The sequence below is a fragment of the Tissierellales bacterium genome (assembly GCA_025210965.1).
Lineage (GTDB): Bacteria > Bacillota > Clostridia > Tissierellales > JAOAQY01 > JAOAQY01.
On the sequence record JAOAQY010000072.1, the window covers coordinates 46,870 to 68,481 of the forward strand.

At 32.8% G+C, this 21,612-nt stretch carries 19 protein-coding genes; 3 read left to right on the forward strand and 16 right to left on the reverse strand.

Features of this window, described 5'->3' with window-relative positions; translation table 11 throughout:
* Nucleotides 1-26 precede the first annotated feature (26 nt).
* From N4A40_05200 to N4A40_05255, 12 genes are all read right to left on the reverse strand, one after another.
* Nucleotides 27-1,772, reverse strand: a complete 1,746-nt coding sequence (locus N4A40_05200) for an NADH-dependent [FeFe] hydrogenase, group A6 (GenBank protein ID MCT4661240.1) — start codon at nucleotides 1,770-1,772, stop codon at nucleotides 27-29.
* An 11-nt stretch (nucleotides 1,773-1,783) separates the two neighbouring features.
* Nucleotides 1,784-3,571 carry an NADH-quinone oxidoreductase subunit NuoF gene (nuoF, locus tag N4A40_05205; protein ID MCT4661241.1) on the reverse strand — a complete coding sequence of 596 codons (1,788 nt, stop codon included), beginning with the start codon at nucleotides 3,569-3,571 and terminating at the stop codon, nucleotides 1,784-1,786.
* 13 nt (nucleotides 3,572-3,584) lie between these two features.
* Nucleotides 3,585-3,974: a (2Fe-2S) ferredoxin domain-containing protein gene (locus tag N4A40_05210; protein MCT4661242.1), complete on the reverse strand. Its 390-nt coding sequence runs from the start codon at nucleotides 3,972-3,974 to the stop codon at nucleotides 3,585-3,587.
* A gap of 9 nt (nucleotides 3,975-3,983) precedes the next feature.
* Entirely contained in the window at nucleotides 3,984-4,493 is a 510-nt protein-coding gene (locus N4A40_05215; GenBank protein ID MCT4661243.1) for an NAD(P)H-dependent oxidoreductase subunit E, read from the reverse strand.
* A 255-nt stretch (nucleotides 4,494-4,748) separates the two neighbouring features.
* Complete coding sequence (locus tag N4A40_05220; protein ID MCT4661244.1) at nucleotides 4,749-7,328, reverse strand: methyl-accepting chemotaxis protein; 2,580 nt, start codon at nucleotides 7,326-7,328, stop codon at nucleotides 4,749-4,751.
* 187 nt (nucleotides 7,329-7,515) lie between these two features.
* Entirely contained in the window at nucleotides 7,516-8,286 is a 771-nt protein-coding gene (locus tag N4A40_05225; GenBank protein MCT4661245.1) for an inositol monophosphatase, read from the reverse strand.
* A gap of 45 nt (nucleotides 8,287-8,331) precedes the next feature.
* Complete coding sequence (locus N4A40_05230) at nucleotides 8,332-9,378, reverse strand: spermidine/putrescine ABC transporter substrate-binding protein (GenBank protein MCT4661246.1); 1,047 nt, start codon at nucleotides 9,376-9,378, stop codon at nucleotides 8,332-8,334.
* Between the two features lie 7 nt (nucleotides 9,379-9,385).
* Complete coding sequence (locus tag N4A40_05235; GenBank protein MCT4661247.1) at nucleotides 9,386-10,168, reverse strand: ABC transporter permease; 783 nt, start codon at nucleotides 10,166-10,168, stop codon at nucleotides 9,386-9,388.
* Nucleotides 10,162-10,986: an ABC transporter permease gene (locus tag N4A40_05240; GenBank protein ID MCT4661248.1), complete on the reverse strand. Its 825-nt coding sequence runs from the start codon at nucleotides 10,984-10,986 to the stop codon at nucleotides 10,162-10,164. Before N4A40_05240 ends, N4A40_05235 begins: the two co-directional genes overlap by 7 nt.
* Nucleotides 10,987-10,990: 4 nt before the next feature.
* Nucleotides 10,991-12,022: an ABC transporter ATP-binding protein gene (locus N4A40_05245; protein ID MCT4661249.1), complete on the reverse strand. Its 1,032-nt coding sequence runs from the start codon at nucleotides 12,020-12,022 to the stop codon at nucleotides 10,991-10,993.
* A gap of 24 nt (nucleotides 12,023-12,046) precedes the next feature.
* Entirely contained in the window at nucleotides 12,047-12,577 is a 531-nt protein-coding gene (locus tag N4A40_05250) for an XRE family transcriptional regulator (protein MCT4661250.1), read from the reverse strand.
* A 99-nt stretch (nucleotides 12,578-12,676) separates the two neighbouring features.
* Nucleotides 12,677-12,958, reverse strand: a complete 282-nt coding sequence (locus N4A40_05255) for a hypothetical protein (protein ID MCT4661251.1) — start codon at nucleotides 12,956-12,958, stop codon at nucleotides 12,677-12,679.
* A gap of 257 nt (nucleotides 12,959-13,215) precedes the next feature.
* Between N4A40_05255 and N4A40_05260 the strand changes: the two genes are divergently transcribed.
* From N4A40_05260 to N4A40_05270, 3 genes are all read left to right on the forward strand, one after another.
* Nucleotides 13,216-13,656: an NfeD family protein gene (locus N4A40_05260; GenBank protein ID MCT4661252.1), complete on the forward strand. Its 441-nt coding sequence runs from the start codon at nucleotides 13,216-13,218 to the stop codon at nucleotides 13,654-13,656.
* Nucleotides 13,657-13,662: 6 nt separating this feature from the next.
* Complete coding sequence (locus N4A40_05265; GenBank protein MCT4661253.1) at nucleotides 13,663-14,556, forward strand: SPFH/Band 7/PHB domain protein; 894 nt, start codon at nucleotides 13,663-13,665, stop codon at nucleotides 14,554-14,556.
* 178 nt (nucleotides 14,557-14,734) lie between these two features.
* Entirely contained in the window at nucleotides 14,735-16,201 is a 1,467-nt protein-coding gene (locus N4A40_05270; GenBank protein MCT4661254.1) for a nicotinate phosphoribosyltransferase, read from the forward strand.
* 30 nt (nucleotides 16,202-16,231) lie between these two features.
* Here N4A40_05270 and N4A40_05275 read toward each other — a convergent pair whose 3' ends face one another.
* The 4 genes from N4A40_05275 to N4A40_05290 form a co-directional block, all read right to left on the reverse strand.
* Nucleotides 16,232-17,164, reverse strand: a complete 933-nt coding sequence (locus tag N4A40_05275; protein ID MCT4661255.1) for a D-alanyl-D-alanine carboxypeptidase family protein — start codon at nucleotides 17,162-17,164, stop codon at nucleotides 16,232-16,234.
* 53 nt (nucleotides 17,165-17,217) lie between these two features.
* Nucleotides 17,218-18,939: a phospho-sugar mutase gene (locus N4A40_05280; GenBank protein ID MCT4661256.1), complete on the reverse strand. Its 1,722-nt coding sequence runs from the start codon at nucleotides 18,937-18,939 to the stop codon at nucleotides 17,218-17,220.
* Between the two features lie 101 nt (nucleotides 18,940-19,040).
* Complete coding sequence (locus N4A40_05285; protein ID MCT4661257.1) at nucleotides 19,041-21,332, reverse strand: ATP-dependent DNA helicase; 2,292 nt, start codon at nucleotides 21,330-21,332, stop codon at nucleotides 19,041-19,043.
* 65 nt (nucleotides 21,333-21,397) lie between these two features.
* Nucleotides 21,398-21,592 (reverse strand): hypothetical protein, encoded by a 195-nt coding sequence (locus tag N4A40_05290; protein MCT4661258.1) that lies wholly within the window; start codon nucleotides 21,590-21,592, stop codon nucleotides 21,398-21,400.
* Nucleotides 21,593-21,612: the final 20 nt, after the last annotated feature.

Here is a 21,612-nt window from a genome sequence, read left to right on the forward strand (position 1 = left end):
TGATTAAGATAGTATTTTTTTACAAATTAAATTTTCTCTTTTTTTTCATAGTGAGTATGCAACAATTCGTGAGCTTTATCGCCGTAAGGTTTTCCTAAAAACTCATCATACAATCTCTTTATTTCTTTATTTTCATGTGATTTTCTTATAGTTTTCTTTCTATCTTCATCATAAATTGCAGCTTGTCTTTTTTTGAGTATTTCAGTATCTCCATGATGATATGGCTGTCCTCCACCACCTATGCATCCACCAGGGCATGCCATTATTTCTATTGCATGATACTTAGATTCACCACGCCTTATCTCTTCTAAAAGTTTTCTAGCATTTCCTAATCCATGTGCTATTCCTATACATATGTCTTGATCACCGATTTTCACTGTAGCTTCCCTTATACCTTCTATACCTCTTAATTCATTAAATTCAACATCTTTAAGTTCTGTTTTGGTAATCCATTCATAAGCAGTACGAACAGCAGCTTCAATTACACCACCAGTTGTGCCAAATATAACAGATGCACCTGTACTTTCTCCCATCATTTTGTCAAAATCGCTATCATTTAGATTTTTAAAATCAACACCAGCTTCGTGTAGCATTTGACCTAATTCTCTTGTTGTTATAACTACATCTACATTGCTCTCTTCATCTTTCGTCAATTCTGGCCTACTAGCTTCCGCTTTTTTTGCTACACATGGCATAACCGATACCACAATTAAATCTTGCGGATCTATACTCATTTTTTGTGCATAATATGTTTTCGCTATAGCTCCAAACATTACATGAGGAGATTTGCACGTAGACGGTACATCTAAAAGATCTGGGAACTGATGCTCAAAGAACTTAACCCATGCTGGGCAACAACTTGTAAGCATAGGTAATCTTCCTCCATGCTCCAATCTATGAACAAATTCCGATGCCTCTTCCATTATTGTAAGGTCTGCTCCAAAATCAGTATCAAAAACACCATCAAAACCTAATCTTCTAAGTGCCGTAACCATTTTACCGGTAACTATAGTTCCAGGCTCCATATCAAATAATTCTCCTAGTGCAACCCTTACCGCTGGTGCAGTCTGAACTATAACATGTTTTCTAGGATTGTTAAGAGCCTCCCATACTTTTACTGTATTATTCACTTCAGTCAATGCTGCCGTAGGACATACTGCGACACATTGTCCACAATAGGTACATGATGTGTCTTTCATTGGCAAATTAAATGCCGGTCCTACAAATGTATCAAATCCACGATTCACCGCCGATAGTATATTGCAGGTTTGTATTTCATTACACATAGTTTCACAGCGTCTACACATTATGCATTTATTGGGATCTTTAACTATGGCATCACTAGATACGTCCTTAGCATAATCCATTTTTTCTCCGTCCCACTTAATTTCCCTAACCCCTAGTTCTTGAGCTAGTGCTTGTAAATCACAGTTTAAGTTTTTTGCACAAGTAAAGCATTCGTTTGGATGATTTGAAAGAAGCAATTCTACAGCCATACGCCTTCCTTGAATTGCCCTTAGTGTATCAGTTCTAACTACCATTCCTTCTGATACTTTTGTAGCACATGATGGTGCTAAATTTGGTCTTCCTTCAACTTCCACAACACACACTCTACAAGTCGCAGGATGGTTTTCTATCTTAAAATCCTCAGATTTTAAGTAACAAAGTGTCGGAATATGGATATTTAACTGCTTTGCAGCTTCCAATATCGTTGTCCCTTCATCTACTTCTATTTGCATTCCATTTATCATTAGACCGATTTTTTTCGTCATCTTTCCACCCCCTATGGTTTTATTATTGCCCCAAATTTACATGCTTCGTAGCAGGCACCACATTTTATACATTTTGATTGATCTATAATATGAACTTCTTTTACCTTTCCCTCTATACATGAAACTGGACATTTTTTTGCACAAGCTGTACATCCTATACATTTATCTGGATTTACCTTGTATTTCACAAGTGCTTTACATTCATTAGTCCTGCAATGTTTATCAAATATATGTTCTTCATACTCTTCTCTAAAATAATTTATTGTACTGAGCACTGGATTAGGTGCTGTTTGACCAAGTCCACAAAGAGCGGTATCTTTAATCATTTTTCCCAATTGTTCTAAATTAGCAATATCATCGGGTCTCCCATGACCTTCAGTTATTCTTTCAAGTATCTCATGCATCCTCTTAGTACCGACTCTACAAGGCGTACATTTACCACATGACTCTTCTTGAGTAAAATCCAAATAGAATTTAGCTATATTGACCATGCAGTCATCTTCATCCATAACTATCATTCCTCCAGATCCCATCATAGAACCTATTTTCTTTAGTTGCTCATAGTCTATAGGTGTATCCAAATCATTCCTTGTTATAACTCCTCCAGATGGACCACCTGTTTGAACTGCTTTGAACTTTTTACCATCCTTTATTCCGCCACCTATTTCATATATTATTTCTCTTAATGTAGTTCCCATAGGAACCTCAACAAGACCTACATTATTTATCTTTCCAGCTAACGCAAAAACTTTTGTACCTTTACTTGTTTCGGTTCCTATAGAGCTGAACCAATCTGAACCTTTTAATAATATTGGTGGTATATTAGCAAATGTTTCTACATTATTTACGCAAGTTGGTTTTCCTCTATACCCAGAAACTGAAGGATATGGTGGTTTGTATGTAGGTTCACCCCTATGTCCCTCAACAGAATGAATAAGTGCAGTTTCTTCACCACAAACAAAAGCACCAGCGCCTAATTTTATATCTAAATCAAAATCAAATCCCGCACCAAATATATTTTCTCCAAGCATTCCGACCTCTCTTGCTTGATGAATTGCGGTTTCCAGTCTATTTATAGCTAAAGGATATTCCGCTCTTATATAAATAATCCCTTTATTAGCTCCAATAGCATATCCACCTATAGCCATAGCTTCTATAACGCTGTGTGGATCACCTTCTAAAATACTTCTATCCATAAATGCACCAGGGTCGCCCTCATCTGCATTGCAAATAATATATTTTTCATCCCCTGGCGATTTCTTAGTAATTTCCCACTTCAAACCTGTAGGAAATCCTCCTCCTCCTCGACCTCTTAATCCACTATTCTTTACCTCTTCTATCAGCTCATCTCTGCTCATTTCTAATAGCGCTTTCCCAAGAGCTGCATAGCCATCAAATGCAATGTATTCTGATATATCTTCCGGATTTACAAGTCCACAATTTCTAAGTGCAATTCTATATTGTTTCTTATAAAACGCCATATCTTTATGCTCTTCTATAGGTTTGTGCTTTTCAGGTTCTTCATACAATAATCTTTCTACCTTACGACCTTTAACAATATGCTCATTTACTATTTCTTCTACATCACTAGGTTTGACTTTTACATAAAACACATTATCTGGATGGATTTTTACAATCGGACCTTGTCCACAAAATCCAAAACATCCTGTTTTTATAACTTGAACTTCTTTTTCATATCCTATTTTAGCTATTTCTTTTTCAAATAAACTAATAATTAACTCACTCTCTGCTGATATGCACCCTGTTCCTCCGCATACCATTATATTCATTCTATACATATTATCCCCCCTATCATGCTCTATTAAATGTATTTATTAGTATTGAGTCTTTGAGTAGGTCTCCTCCAACTATATGTTTTTTTACTATTTCTTTTGCTTTTTCTTTATCTACCTTTCCATACAAGACAGGCTCTTCTCCTGGTATATTTACTTGAATAACTGGCTCTGAATGACAATATCCCAAACACCCAACTGAAACAACTTTTATATTTTCTAAACCTTCAGCTTCTATAGCCTCTAACAATCCAGCAAGTGTCTCTCTAGCTCCTGCAGCTATACCACATGTTGCCATCCCAACCAATATCTCTACTTGACTACTCCCTTCTCCCGATTCTCTCAGCTTTACTTTTTTCAGATTATCATCTCTTATTTTTTTTAGTTCTTCTAGTGATTTAATAGTCATAAAATCCCCCTATTCCATATATTCGTTCAATATTCTTTCTACATCATCTTCTGTAACATTTCCATAAACCTTATCGTCCACCATAAGTACTGGAGCCAACCCACATGCTCCTATACACCTTATATTTTTGAGAGTAAAATGAAAATCCTTTGTAGTTTCTCCAACTTTTATATTTAATATATCTTGTATCTTTTGATTTACCTTATCCGCTCCTCTAACAAAGCATGCCGTTCCCATACAAAGACTTAATCTATGTCTTCCTTCTGGTCTAGTATTAAAATAAGAATAAAAACTAACAACTCCAAAAACTTCTGCTCCTGATAAATCTAATTCTTTAGCAATAAATAGTTGTACTTCTCTCGGTAAATAGCCAAATATTTTTTGAGCCTTATGCAACACCTTTATAAGATTCCCTTCTTTTTCCTCTAATTGATCAATAAATAATTTCAGTTCATCATAATACTCCTTTGGCAAATCGGGTACACTTATCAATTGTGCTTGCATATTTTTATCACTCATGAAATCCCTCCTTAATAAATAAATTCATCCTTCTATTCCATACCCTAATTTATTTTTAATTAACTAAAAAAATTATCCCAAATAAATAATATTTGAGATAACTATATTTGAAAAATAAAATATATTGCTAAGATAATTTACTATCAAAAGACTATTGTTTTTTCGATAATTAGAATAATATGGGTACAAAATTCCAATCAATCTTACATGAAATTTTGTACCCATTATTAGTTTTTAATCAAACCTCCAACAACCTTAATATTTGCCAAATTCTGAATCATCAAGATTTATTTCAATATCTGGTTGATTCAAAGGTTCTGCTATATTTTCCACTTGGGCAGGTTTATCATCGTAATTTTGTGTATAATTATTTGTTGTATTTCTATATACTTTCGCCAATTCGAATTCTGAAACTCTCTCTCTTAACAAAGTAGCCTGCGAATTCATTTCTTCACTTGCCGCTGCCGTTTCTTCAGATGTAGCAGTATTCATTTGAACTACTTTAGATACTTGTGATACACCTTCGTTAACTTGAGTTATAGCAGATGCCTGTTCATTAGATGCTTTTGCTATTCCCCCTACTATTTCTGCAGTCTCTCCAACTCCTTCAACAATCTTATTGAGTGATTCAGACGTCTCATTCGCAATCTTCGTTCCTTCATCTACTTTGAGTATAGACTCTTCTATTAGTGTTGTAGTTTCTTTAGCCGCATCAGCACTTCGTGCTGCTAAATTTCTGACCTCTTCAGCAACTACTGCAAAGCCTTTACCATGCTCTCCAGCTCGTGCCGCTTCTACAGCTGCATTTAGTGCAAGTATGTTTGTTTGGAAGGCAATATCATCTATTACTTTTATGATTTTAGAAATATTAGTTGATGATTCTTTAATGTCTGCCATCGCTCCAACCATTTCTTGCATCTGAACATTACCTTCTGCTGCATCTGTTTTAGATGATACAGACAAATCACTTGCTTTATTAGCATTTAGAGCATTTTCTTTAGTTTGTTCTGCTATCTCTGTAATACTTGCAGTAATTTGCTCTATACTACTAGCTTGTTCTGTAGATCCTTGAGACAATGTTTGGCTAGAATCCGACACTTGTCTAGACGCTGTTGCAACCTGCTCTGCTGCTATATTTATCTCATCTAAAACATCATTTAATTGTGATAATATAGTATTAAATGCTAATTTTATCTTATTCCAATCACCAGCATAATCTTTAGTTACTTTTTGACTAAAGTCCTTATCTGCCATGTAATTTAGCATCTTAACTACATCTTTTATCATTTCTTGTGTTGCAATCATAGAACTATTTAGTGAATTCTTAATTTTTGCATGATCACCTTTATAATCGCCTTTTACTCTGGCTGAAAAATCTCCTTTTGCCATTTTTTCGAGTACATCTCCCGCTTCTTCAATAGGTTCAATTACTGCACCTAACATAGTATTTATTCCAGCAATTATTTTTTTGTATCCGCCTTCATGTCTTTCTTCATCAGCTCTTGCAGTCAAATCACCTTTAACAGCGCTATCAATTAATTCATTTGTGTCATCGATAATTGCATTGATTTTTTCTACAGCTGCTTTTAAACCAACATTTAATATATCTTTTTCAGATTTTGGTTTTACTTCTAGTTGTAAATTACCGTGTGACATATTCGTAACTATATCAGCCTGTTCTCTAATAGATTTAATCATTTCATCGAATGCGTCCCCTAGCATCCCAATTTCATCATTAGAATCTATGTTTACATCAGCTTCTATATCTCCAACAGCTAACTTTTGAGCTGCTTCAGTTATTTTCTTGACATCTGAAACTATTTTCTTGATTATATATACATTGATTATTACACCAAGAACTATAGCTATTATAAATCCTATAATCATAGTGACTATAGCTGAACTTATAGAATTTACCGATGACTGTGCTTTTTCTACTGATAATGTTAAACCAGCATTAGAAATATTTTTTGCACTTTCTAGCATAGCATTTCCAGCAGCTCCTCTTTCTTCTTTTAGAGTTAACATTTTAGATTGTATAACTATCATATTCTTTATAGATTCATGATAATTGTTCATAGAACTCTCTACTTTACTTAATTGATCTAAATTTGCTGACTGACTTGTGTCACTTTTAATCATATTTCCAATTCTATCAATTTCATTAAATTTATTTTCTATTCCTTCATAATGAGAAACATCACCAGTCGACTGAGCTTTAAAATTAGCTATTCTAATTTCATTTCCAATATCTAGAACATCATTCATCTCAGCAATTTTGTCAACTCTTGAAATTAATGCATTAGAAGATTCTGCCACTCTTATCTGCGATTTCAACTTAGTATCTTGACTAGCTAAATAATCATTGACATTCTTTACAAATAATGCAGCTGAACTATCAGCAACTATTCTAACCTCATCTTTTTGTTCTATAGCATTTTTTGTATCTGCTATGAGCCCTTCATACACTTCTAAGTTGGTCTCTGCTTGCACAAGCCCTTCTTTCAATTTTACCAAAAGTGGGTATTTTTCTACGAGTGATTTTCCCTGAGCTATATCTTCTTTTGTTAATTCTATAGCTCTGATAGCATCATCATAATATGCACTTTCTTCAGAATATGCATAATTGCTCATACCATACATGATATCTCTCGTATGACTTTCAAGCGATGTCGCAATGCGAACCTCTTCTATGTACTCATCCGCCATCCTAATCGAGTCACTCTTTATTCCATTCATGCTTACAAAAACTACACCCATAACAACAGCTATTACCAATACCATAATTCCTATTCCCATAGCAATCTTTGTCCCTATTCGCTTGTTCTTTAGCATAAGCTCACCATCCTTTTATAATATGAAAATCTCCCCCTCGCCAATTAATATGTACCCAGCTTTTTTGAATATAACTCAAAATAGAACTAAAAAAGTGCGTTGTAAATATCTTACAACGCACTTTTCATCTATATTTCAAGTGTTTAAAAATCTAAACCCTACAAGACTATTAATTCTATATGAATTTTTACCAATTTATTTTCTTTCTAACAATTTCAACTATTTGAGCGTTTCCTACAATCAATGAAATATCTCGCTTATTCTCTATATATTGAACTTTTCCACCTGCTTCTTCAATTATTATTTGTCCAGCTGCTACATCCCATTTTTTTATTCCCATTTCCCAATAAATATCATATATTCCATGTGCAACTAAGCATAAATCATACGCAGCGCTTCCCAACCTTCTAATACCTCTAACCGCAGGTATCATTTTATTTATTTCATTTAAATTATTTTCATCGTTTATATGCTTATCATATGGAAAACCCGTCGCAGCCATACATTCTATCAATTCTTTTTTTGCTCCACAACTTATTCTATTTCCATTACAATACGATCCATTATTTTTTGTAGCCCAATATGTCTCTTTTAAATACGGCATGTGAACTATTCCAGCTATTATATCATTTTTATATTCAAGCGCTATAGATATTCCAAATATTGGAATTCCGCATGCAAAATTATTTGTTCCATCTAAGGGATCTACTATCCAAGTATAATCGCTACCAGTACCGATTGTGCCTGTTTCTTCAGTTAATATATTATGGAGTGGAAAAAACTCTTTTATTTTATCAATAATCATCTTCTCTGATTTTTTATCTACCTCCGTAACCAGATCAGTTTGTGTAGATTTTCTGTCTATCTTTAAATTCTTTGATCTGTAGTTATCAAGCTGATATTTAGATACTTCATTCACCATTTCATTCATTCTTTCTAAAACATAATTTAAATCCATTTTCATTCCTCCTATCTATAAATAAAAAGACGCAAATTGCGTCTTTTAATGAACTTTAATTTCAGTCCAAATTCTATTATAATCTTTAAGTGCTTCTCCTAAATCTATAAACACTTCACTCTTTTTTATTACCGATTCTTCTGGATATGCTCCGGGAATTTCTTTAATTTCCGAATCAAGTAAATCATATGTTTTGTCATTTGGAGTCGAGTATCCTATATAGTCTACGATTTTCTTGCCGCTTTCAGCTCTCAACAAGAAATCTATAAACAACATAGCTTCTTCTTTATTTTCAGATTCTTTTGGTATTGCCATAGTATCGAACCACAAATTAGTACCCTCTTTCGGAGTTATATACTTAAGATTAGGATTATTCTCCATCATAAACATAGCTTCTCCAGAATATACAACAGCTAATGCAGCCTCTTCGCCAATCATCATGTCCTTGACATTATCCCCTACATACGCTCTCACTAAAGGTTTTTGCTCTATCAACAAGTTTTTAGCTTCCTCAAGTTCATTTAAGTCAGTTGTATTCATAGAATAACCTAATTTTTTGAGTGCAACCGCCATAGTATCTCTTAATGAATCATACATCAATATTTCTTTTTTATATGCAGAATCCCACAATACTGACCATGAATCAACGGGCTCTTTAACTGTTTTAGTATTGTATATTATACCAAGTGTTCCCCAAAGATATGGCACTGAGTACTCATTTTCAGGATCAAATGATAATCCCAAAAAATTGCTCCCAACATTTCCAATATTTTCTAATTTTTTTATATCAATTTTTTCAAGCAAATCTTCTTTCGCCATTCTCTCAACCATGTAATCTGATGGGAATATCAAGTCATAGTTTGCGCCACCTTGCTTTATTTTATAATACATATCTTCATTCGTTGCATATGTATCATAATTTATTTTCACGCCATACTCTGCTTCAAATTCATCTAGCAACGTTTCATCAATATAATCTCCAAAATTATATACATTCAATACTCTCTCATCTGAATTTCCACATCCAGTAAAAATAATCAAACTCACAAAAAAAGATAAAATCATTACAAGTTTTTTATTCAAAAAAATCACCCCTATATTATTTATTTACTCTCTTAACTTTAGTATCCCTAAAGCTAATTATCAATAATAAAAGCAACACCACTATAAACATAAGCGCAGAAAGGGCATTAATCTTGGGATTTATTCCTCTCTTGGCCATAGAATAGATAACTATGGACAAATTTGTAACTCCCTTCCCAGTCGTAAAAAAGCTAATTACAAAATCATCTATTGACATCGTAAATGCTATCAAAAATCCAGTTATAATACCCGGTTTTATTTCTGGAAGCACAATCTTTCTAAGTGCATACATTGGTGTTGCACCTAAATCTAGTGCTGCCTCTACCATACTTTTTGGCATTTGCCTAAGTCTAGGCAATACAGAAATTATCACAAACGGAATATCAAATGTTATATGTGACAACAAAAGCGTTAAATATCCAAACTCCATTTTTATTGACTTAAATAAAATCATAATAGCAATTCCAGTTACTATATCCGGATTCAATATAGGCAAATTGTTTGCTGTTAGCCAAAACTTTCTAGGCTTCCTTTTCATTTTGTACAATCCCATAGCTGCAAATGTTCCAACTATTGTAGATATAACCGATGCTAAAACTGCTATGCTAACAGTATAATACAGCGCTTTCATGATTTGTCTATCATGAAACAACTGCCTATACCAGTCAAATGTAAACCCTGTCCAATGTGCTGTTGTTTTTTCACTATTAAATGAAAATACAATCAAAACTATTATAGGAGCGTACAAAAATAAAAACATAAGTGCCATATAAAAACGGCTAATTCCTTTTTTTACCATAATACATGCCCACTTTCATCAGTATCATATCTAGTCATTGCTGCCATTGAAATAATTATTACAATCATCATAATAATTGATATTGCAGAGCCAAAATACCAGTCGCCAGCCGATTTAAATTGTTGCTCTATTAGATTTCCGACTAACATATACTGTCCTCCACCTAAAAGTGCTGAAATAACAAATGTACTTACCGCAGGCATAAAAACCATAGTAATACCAGAAATTATTCCTGGTATGCTTAATGGCCATATTATTTTTCTAAATTTAACCCATTTATTTGCTCCCAAATCTTCTGCTGCCTCTAGCACATTTTTATTCATTTTACTTAAAACCGTATATATGGGTAGTATCATGAATGGAATAAAATTATATATCATTCCAAGCATTACCGCACCATCATTAAATAGTAAGTTTAATTCTGGTAAATTAAACGACTTCAAAACTGTATTAATTAGCCCATTTCTACTCAGTATCGCAAGCCATGCATACGTCCTAAGTAAAAAATTCATCCACATAGGCATTACGAATAAAATTACGGCTATCTTTCTTGTTTTTTCTTTCATCTGTGAAAGTATCCACGCCATAGGATAGCCAAGTATCAAACAGCATAGAGTAGATAATCCAGCTAATAACAATGACCTTACAAATACTTTCAAATATAATGGTTCAAAAAATCTTGTGTAATTAGACATTGAAATTACAATATCCCCGTTTGAGTCAACACTCATCAAACTAAATACTATCACTATAAATAAAGGACATAGTATAAACAAACTACACCAAATAATATATGGATATGCAAAATATTTTCTCATCAGCTTACCTCTTCATTATGTGTATATTATCAGGTTCTATGCTAAGCCCAATACTCATACCTTTGTCGTAATTATTCGTAGTGTGTATCATCCATTGATTTTCACCATCATCTGCGATTATTTCATAGTGTACTCCTTTGAAACTCTTTGAAATAATCTTAGCCTTCCACATACCTTCTGAACTGGATACTATAAAATCTTCTGGCCTTATCACAACTTCTATATTCTCATTAGTTTCAAACCCTTTATCCACACACTCAAATTCTTTATTAGCAAAAAATACTTTATAATCACTCAGCATTATCCCATCTATAATATTGCTTTCGCCAATGAATTTTGCAACGAAATGATTCTCTGGCTCATTGTATATTGCCTCAGCTGTTCCCATCTGCTGTATCTTACCATCATTCATAACCACTATAGTATCTGACATTGTAAGTGCCTCTTCTTGATCATGTGTGACATATATAAAAGTTATGCCTAATTTTTGTTGCATCTTTTTTAGTTCTACTTGCATTTCTTTTCTAAGTTTTAAATCTAATGCGCCAAGAGGTTCGTCTAACAATAGTATTTCTGGTTCATTTACTAATGCTCTAGCTATAGCTATTCTTTGCTGCTGTCCCCCACTTAAAGATTCAACACTTCTATTTTCATAACCTTCTAAATTAACTAATTTTAGCATTTTATTAACGCGATCTTTAATCTCATTTTTAGGAATTTTCTTTATTTTAAGTCCAAATGCTATATTTTCAAAAATATTCATATGAGTAAATAATGAATACTTTTGAAATACTGTATTTATTTGTCTTTTGTATGGTGGTACATCATTTATATTTTCCCCATTAAAAAGGATTTCTCCGCTCGTAGGTTCTTCAAAACCGCCAATCATCCTCAATGTCGTAGTTTTCCCACAACCACTTGGACCAAGTATTGTCATAAACTCATTGCGTCTAATAGACAAATTCAAATTTTCTATAATCACATCGTTATCATAAACTTTTTTAACATTTTTCAATGCAATAATAGGGCATTTCATCTATCATCCTCCATTCATAATTGTTTAAAAATTAGGTGGGGTTGAAACCCACAATATGACAGCTTTTTTCTTCCATTTGTTTTCTAAAATATGATCTACTTTAGCTGTAAAATAAAAACACTCACCCTTTTTTAGTTCATAATCTTTTTTGCCATATCTAAGCAATAGTTTGCCAGAAAGCACATAACCAAATTCTTCTCCTTCAAATGGCTCTATTTTTTTGTAGGATTTTTCTGGTTCAATTTCAAGCAAAATCGGTTCCATTTTATTCTTTTGTGCATTACTAATTAACCACTTTATTTTATAATTTTTTTCTTCTTGCTCAAAGATATCATCTTGAGTAAAAACAATCTTATCATCTACTACCGAAAAAAATTCAGTTGGTGTTGTCCCCAAACAATCCAATAAATCTATAAATGTGGAAATTGATGGAGATGTTAAGTTTCTCTCAACTTGTGAAATAAAGCCCTTTGTCAAATCACACCTATTTCCTAACTCCTCTTGAGTCAACATATTCATTTGTCTCAAAGCCTTTAGTTTCTTACCTATATCCACAAATCAGACTCCTTTTCATCCTATTTTTTCAAATTTACACGTGTTTTTGGTTAAAAAAAAGCAAATTTTTACCTCGGTAAAAAACCGAGGTAAAAGACTTTACATACGACTAGCATAAACAAAATTCATATCTCGTCCGTCTTCGTATTCATTTATGAAAGTCTCAATTTTCTCTAATTGTTCATCTGATGCTTTTTTTACATCTGCATCTGAATATATTTTTAACTCTTCAAAAATATATTTGAATAACGGAATATATATGTTTGCATATTCCTCTCCCAAAATCTTATCCAGCTCAGCCTTGAAATATCTTAAATTGTAGATATTTTCCTCTTTTATTTTATCCGCGATCGCTTTCAATTGTTCCATAGTAATTTGCATACGGCACCTCCAAATGTTTATCATAGCAAAACTTTAAGTTTATTCTTACTAAACTTCATGCTTAATTATTATACCATTTCCCCTAAAAAATTCAATACTTCTAGTCGATATTTTTTCCTTTCTTATAAATTTCTTATATTTGCATTCTTTTTGATTCCTTTTTTGAATGCTGTGGTATAATATCGAATAGAAATTATTATGTGCTAGCTAGTAAATTTTGCTATCACAATACTATCTAGATGAAAGGAGGTAGCGCTATGATGACCTTTCCATATTATATAGCATGGCTTGTTCTTGCGGTTATACTAGCGATAATAGAATTGCTTAGCCTAAACCTCACCACTATTTGGTTTGCTTTAGCTGCTTTAATTAGTTTCTTTGTTGCACTAACTGGCTTGAGTACCATGGTTCAAATTGTCGTATTTTTAATAACTTCAATACTTCTACTTATATTTACAAAACCTTTTGTACAAAAATATCTTAAAGTTGGTAGTGAAAAAACAAATATAGACAGCTTAATTGGTAAAGAAGCTCTGGTAAAGGAAGATATCAACAATATCGAAGCTCAGGGTCTCGCATATATAAATGGGCAAACTTGGACTGCAAGAAACATTGTCGATCAAGTAGTCCCAGCTGGTACTATCGTAATTGTAGAAAAAATTGAAGGTGTCAAATTAATAATAAAAGAAAAGGAGTGATTTTAAATGGCAGGTCTTATTTCAACAATTGTACTTATTCTTTTAGTATTAGGTTTAGTAGTATCTAATATAAGAATAGTTCCTCAAGCTAATGCTTTTATCATTGAACGGTTAGGTGGTTACAAAGGTACTTGGAGCGTTGGTCTTCATGTAAAAATTCCTTTTATTGATTCTGTAGCTAATAAAGTTTCTTTAAAGGAACGTGTAGTTGACTTTCCACCTCAACCTGTTATCACAAAAGATAACGTAACAATGCAAATCGACGCTGTAGTCTACTATCAAATTACTGATCCAAAACTTTATACTTATGGCGTTGAACGACCACTAGCTGCTATAGAAAACCTTACAGCTACTACATTAAGGAATATCATTGGTGAATTAGAATTGGATGAAACACTTACATCTAGAGATACTATAAATACTAAAATGCGTAGTATATTAGATGAAGCTACAGATCCATGGGGTATTAAAGTAAACCGTGTAGAACTTAAAAACATAATTCCACCAGCTGAAATTCAAGATGCAATGGAAAGACAAATGAAAGCTGAGCGTGAAAGAAGAGAATCTATACTTAGAGCTGAAGGTGAGAAACGCTCTGCTATCCTTAGAGCTGAAGGTAAAAAAGAATCTGCTATTCTAGAAGCCGAAGCATCTAAAGAAGCTGCTATAAGAGAAGCTGAAGGTCGCGCAGAAGCAATTTTAAAAGTACAAGAAGCAACTGCGACTGGACTAGAAATGATTAAACAAGTAGGTGTAACTCAACCAGTACTGACTTTAAAGAGTTTAGAATCTCTTGAAAAAGTTGCAGATGGACAAGCTACTAAATTAATAATTCCGTCAGAACTTCAAAGCATGGCTGGACTTGCTAGTAGCCTTACTGAAATTCTTAAAAAAGATTAAAGAAGAGAGCCCTTGGCTCTCTTTTATATTGACAAAAAATAATCAACCAATTTATCTCATAAATATCATTTGATATTATCTAATTAATAATATATGATTAATAAGGAATTACAATTTTAAGGTAAAAATAGTTCTTTATTTATATAATATGAGAACTAATTAATGGGAGGAAAATTATATGTATACTCGAAATCTTGCCATGTTGACTGATTTTTACGAAATCACTATGGCTAATGGCTATTTCAAAAAAAATATGAAGGATAAAATTGTTTATTTTGACATGTTTTTTAGAAAAATTCCAGACCAAGGTGGTTTTGCTATCATGGCTGGTCTTCAACCCTTAATTGATTATCTCAACAATCTAGAATTTTCAGATGATGATATCGATTATCTAAAAAGCAAAAAAATGTTTTCGGACGAGTTTTTAGAGTATCTTAGAAATTTTAAATTTGAATGTGATCTCTGGGCAGTACCTGAAGGTACTCCAATATTCCCAAACGAACCTATCGTCAAAGTAAAGGGACCAATCATTCAAGCACAGCTTGTTGAAACAATGATTCTTTTGATTGTAAATCATCAATCATTAATAGCTACAAAAACAAATCGAATTGTTCGTGCTGCTCAAGGTAGACCGGTTATCGAATTCGGATCTAGACGTGCTCAAGGAGCTGATGCTGCTGTTGTAGGTGCAAGGTCAGCTTATATTGGCGGCGCTGTAGGCACTGCTTGTACTATAGCCGAACAACTCTATGGTATTCCAGCAGGTGGAACTATGGCTCATAGCTGGGTTCAGCTTTTTGACACTGAATATGATTCATTCAAGGCTTATGCTGAGACATATCCTTCAAAATGCACATTGCTAGTTGACACTTATAATGTTCTGAAAAGTGGAGTTCCTAATGCCATAAAGGTTTTTGATGAAGTTTTAAAACCTCTTGGATTTAGACCTCAAGGCATCAGAATTGACAGTGGAGATATAGCATATCTATCAAAAAAAGCAAGAACTATGCTTGATGATGCAGGATATTCAGATTGCAAAATTGTCGTATCGAATTCACTTGATGAAGATATAATAAGAGATTTAATACTTCAAGATGCAAAAGTAGATACATTTGGAGTAGGAGAACGATTAATAACAGCTAAATCTGAACCTGTCTTTGGTGGTGTATACAAATTAGTTGCTGTTGAAAAAGATGGCAAAGTTGTACCTAAAATTAAAGTAAGCGCTAATGTTGAGAAGATAACAACACCTGGTGCTAAAAAAGTATACAGACTTTACAATAAAGAAAATAACAAAGCTATTGCTGATTTAATAACTTTAGACCATGAATCTATAGACGATACAAAGCCATATATTCTTTTCAATCCAATTCATACTTGGAAAAGAAAAAAGCTTGACAATTTCTATGCTAAAGAGTTGCTAGTTCCCGTTTTTAAAAATGGAAAACAGGTTTATACATCTCCAGCAGTAAACGAAATCAGAGATTATTGTGAAAAGGAAGTTAATAGACTTTGGGATGAAATATTACGTTTTGAAAATCCTCACAGATATTTTATCGATTTATCTTACGATTTATGGATAATGAAGCAATCACTTTTAAATGAACATTCCGAAGTTCAATTAAATACCACTTTTAATAAATAAAAAATGGAGCCAATTGGCTCCATTTTTTGTTTACTTTCCTAAATACTCTTCATACGTCAAACCACTTTCATAAACCTTTGTTGCCAAGTCCACTCCTAAATATCTCAAATGCCATGGTTCATAATTATATCCTGTTATATCTGTCTTATCCTTTGGATATCTTACTATAAACCCAAATTTATGGCAATTATCCGCAGTCCAAATTCCTTCAACAGTATCACCAAAGCTATATTTAAGTTGTCTTTTTACGCTATCTGCAGTTATATCCATTGCTAAACCTGTTTGATGTTCGCTTTGTCCTGGTTTAGCGCTAAATTTGACAGCTTCATCATATCCATGATTTTTAACGTACCTATTGAATAATTGCACCTGTGTCTTATATGAACGGTATCCTGATCTTGCTATCAATGTTATGCCTTCTTCGCTAGCTTTTTTGAATAATCCCTCAAGAGCCTCTGATGCTTCCTTTCGCATTTTCATTTCACCAATTGCAAATGGCACAGATGGAATCACCAAATCTTTTGGCTCATAGTTCTCATCTAAAAAGTACTTTTTATTCACTAATACGTCTAACGAATCTGGATTACTTACATTCCTCTCTGCATATTCGCCTTCTATAAAATCTAAAGTTTTTTCATCTAATTTACCATCATTATCAACAAATAACTCGCTACTTTGTATTTCTTTTATGACATTTTGTGTAGATTCATCATAGTTTCCATCTACATCTAATTTATAGTTTAACTTTCTAAGTTTTTCTTGCAACACTTGTAAATCTTCTGATTCTAAATCAATTAGAACTCGCTCTTTTTCCTCAGGCATCTCTATATCACTTGTATCCACCTCTACAGTTTCTGCCACAAGAGGCGTCGTAGCATTTACTTCTTCTTGAGCTACCTCTTTTTGACACCCTACCAACATCAAACTAATACCTATCATTAAAATATAATATCTCTTTTTCATTTTCCCACCTCTTCACAAATAAATCGAAGAGGTTTCCCCCTTCGATTACTAGTTTACTCTATACTATATAGTTTGTCCATAACAGTTGTTTCTATTTGTTTTAGCTTTTCTTCGGCTTTCACCAAATCATCAGCTTTACTATACATATATATTTTTATTTTTGGTTCTGTTCCTGATGGCCTCACTGCATACCATGAGCCGTCATCCAAATAATATTTTACAGCATTTGTTTTCGGAATATCCGTCAAACGCCTTTCATTATTTTTCACATCTACATCATCCGAAGTTCTAAAATCAACATATCTCACAAGATTCATATCTTCGATTTGAATTGGATAGTCTTTTCTATATGATTCCATCATTCTCTTTATTCGCTCTGCCCCTTCAATACCCTCTAGAACAAGAGAAACTAAATTTTCCCTATAATACCCATGTTTTTCATACAAATCATCTAATACATCTAATAAGGTCTTTCCTTTTGTTCTATAATACGCAGCTGCTTCTGCTAAAAACATTGCCGAATTAACCGCATCTTTATCTCTAACTAAATCACCAACGCAGAAACCTATACTTTCCTCATATCCAAACATAAATTTGTATTCTTTAGTCGAATCCCATATATTTGCATAAGCAAATATATTTTTAAATCCAGTCAATGCTTCAAACATTTTCACACCATATGAATCACATATAGCCGTAGACAAATCCCCTGTAACTATTGATTTTACAATAGCAGCATTTGAAGGTAACGTTCCTTTTTCTTGATTAGCTTCCAATACATAATTTACTAATATAGCGCCAGTTTGATTGCCATTTAACGCCTTATATCCATTATCTATTTTAACTTCCACTGCAAGTCTATCACAATCAGGATCAGTAGCAATTAAAATATCAGCGCCAATTTCACTGCCAAATTCTTCTGCCAATTTAAAAGCCTTTACATCTTCCGGATTAGGATAACCAACTGTAGTAAAATCAGGATCTGGCATTTCCTGTTCTTTTACTACATAGACATTTTCAAATCCTCTTTCTTTAAGTATTCTTCGAACTGGTTTATTTCCTGTTCCATTTAGCGGTGTATATACGATTTTCAAACTCTTGTCTATCTCAGCATCTCTTAGTGAAAGAGCTTTAGTTCTATCTATATATTCATCATCTATCTCTTTGCCTATTATATTTAGCAAACCTTTTTCAATAGCTTCTTCTTTTTCCATAATAGGAATTTTAGAAAAATCCTTTATCTTAAGGATATTTTCTGTAATAGCATCAGCTGTATCTGGTAAAATCTGAGCTCCTTCTTCCCAATACACTTTGTATCCATTGTATTCTTGTGGATTATGGCTAGCAGTAACTACGATTCCAGATATCGCATTTAATCTTCTAACTGCAAATGATAACTCGGGTGTTGGTCTTAATTCATCAAATAAATACGATTTTATTCCATTGGCATTTAACACTAATGCTGCAGTCTCTGCAAAAACATCTGAATAATGCCTGCAATCATACGCTATAGCAACGCCTCTATTCATAGCCTCTTTACCTTTTGAGCAAATTAATTCAGCTAATCCTTGGGTCGCTCTAGCAACTATGTATTTATTCATTCTGTTTGTTCCTGCACCTATTTTACCACGTAACCCCGCCGTACCAAACTCTAATTCTTTATAAAATCTATCCTCTATTTCTTTCTCGTCCTTTGAAATTCCTCGTAATTCAATTCGAGTTTCCTCATCAAAAAAATCATTATTTAGCCAAAAATCATAACGTTCTTTATACATAGATTTTCCTCCTTTGATAATTATAAATAAAGTCTAACACAATTCTGCAAACATTCCAATAATACCCAATTATTTTTAATCCAAACTTAAAAATATTTAATCTATTTCCAATGTTTGGGCAACAAATCATAGTATTTCACTCTACCATATCTCTTATCTACAAGATACAAATCGCCTTTATCCGTTTCTGTTCTAATCAATCTACCTCCAGCTTGCAATACCTTGTTCATCCCTGGATATATATAAGCATAATCAAAACCAGCACCGTATTGTTCCTCATAGTATTCCTTTAGTACATTTCTCTCATATGTTATCTTTGGCATGCCAACTCCAACTACCATGACCCCAATTAGTTCTTCTCCTCTAAAGTCCACACCCTCTGAGAATAATCCGCCTATAACAGCTAAACCTAGTTTTCCACGTTCTTCATTTATTTTCTTAAAGCTTTCTATAAAAACTGCTCTCTCGTCTTCTTTCATTCCACGATTTTGAATTACAATATCATGGCTTATTTTACCTAAATATGCCTCTAATTCATCTATATATTCGAATGATGGTAAAAAAACCAAATAATTTCCCATACTATCCTTGCACATATCATTTATCAATTTTGCAACCTCCGAATAATAATATCTGCGCTCTTTATAATATGTTGATATGCTATTTACTACGTGAACATTTATATTCTCTCTATCAAATGGACTATCTAGTTGCATATGAAGTCCATCATTTAGACCCAATAAATTTTTATAATATCGCATCGGTTTTAGCGTCGCTGAAAATAACACACTAGAGCACGCTCTTTCGTACATCCTTTCTAAAATTTTTGAAGTATCTAGACATTGACAATGGTATATAAGCTCATTTTTCTCTTCTAATTCTACCCTTGAAACATAAGTATCATCAAAATATTCATAAAGTCTCAAATAGTCATGACATTTAAAATAAAAATCTAAAACTATATTATAATCTTTATTTATACGATTTTCTTGTAGCCATTTGTCTAGTGCTATTGTTATATTAAAAAAATCGTAGTATAAAGCCTCTATATCAACCTCTATTATTTTTTCTAAACTATCCTCTTCTTGAAGTTCTCTTCTAAATTCAAGCATTTTTTCGTTAAGCTTTGAAATTTTGCTATAAACTCTCTTATTATACTTTCCAATAACTCTTCTAACTTCTAATATACTAGTCTTCTTAATATCAAAACTATACATATTTCTAGATCTCTCTATCAAGTTATGTACTTCATCAACCAAAAACACATATTGCCTTTCATCATCTTCAAAAAACCTTCTCAGGTAAGCTTTTGGATCAAATATATAATTATAATCTCCAATTATAATATCCACCCAGAGTGATATATCAAGTTGCAATTCAAATGGGCACACATTGTATTTCAAAGCATACTCTACTATTTTTTCCCTCGTTATAGCAAAATTATGTTCTAATATATCTTCTCTAGCTTCTCCAACTCTATCATAATGTCCTTTAGCATATTTACATTTTTCAGGATTACATATAGTTTCTTCGTTTATACATACTTTATCTTTAGCTGTCAATGTTAGAAATTTAACTCTTGAACCAGAATCAAATAACTCATTCAATGTATCTTCTGCAACCTTTCTAACAATCCCTTTAGCTGTAACATAAAACACTTTGTCTAGTTTCATTGTAGATAGCGACTTAATTGCAGGAAAAAGCGTAGATATCGTTTTGCCAATTCCGGTCGGAGCTTCGACCAATATATTTTTTTTCTGTTCTATACTTCTATAAACGCCGACCATCAAATTTCGCTGACCCTTTCTGTATTTAGGGTAAATAAAATCTAAATTTCTCAAACTTTCGTCTCTAATTGACTTATACTTATGAATCTTCTTTGCCCAAATTGCGTACTTTGACAATAATTCATCACAAAATTTCTTAAGTTTCTCAAATCTATATTCTCTCAAAAATGATTTTGTTTCTTCCGTTTCTACATTTACATATAGCAATTTTATTTTTATATTATCTAACTTATTTTCTTTCGAATACATATACCCGTACATTTTCACTTGTGCCCAATGATGCAAATTATACTTTTCGTCAATTTCATCTAAATCACTTTTTGTCGATTTTATTTCTTCTATGACTATGCCCTCTTCTTCTTTCCAGATTCCATCTACTCTACCACTTATTTTGAATTTCATACCGTCAACTACTTCAAATGTTTCAATTCGTTCTTCTGAAATATAATTCTCATTTTTCGAAAAGTTTTTTTGTAATTTTTGATGAATTTTAGTACCTTCAAGTGCTCTCACACTACTTTTGTATCTCTGGTCAATATCACCGCTCTCAAGGGTAAATTCTATTAATTGTCTAACTCCTAAATTAAATTCTATATCATAACTCATAAAACTCTCCTCATCCCAATCAAAAATAGAGGGTAGTAAAAATTCTACCCTCTATCTCCTATTCATCAAATAGCTCTAAATATCACTCCAAACAAAACTACTAGAAAAAGAATCACCATTCCTACGATCCATTTAACATTTTTTTTGTTAAATATAAAGTTTAAATTATCTGTTCCCGGCGTATTTCCTTTTTCTTTCAACAACTCTTTTTTCTTTTTATTAAAATCTATAATTTTTATTGGCTTAGCGATGGTGATCACCTCCTAGACTTCCTTCTTAT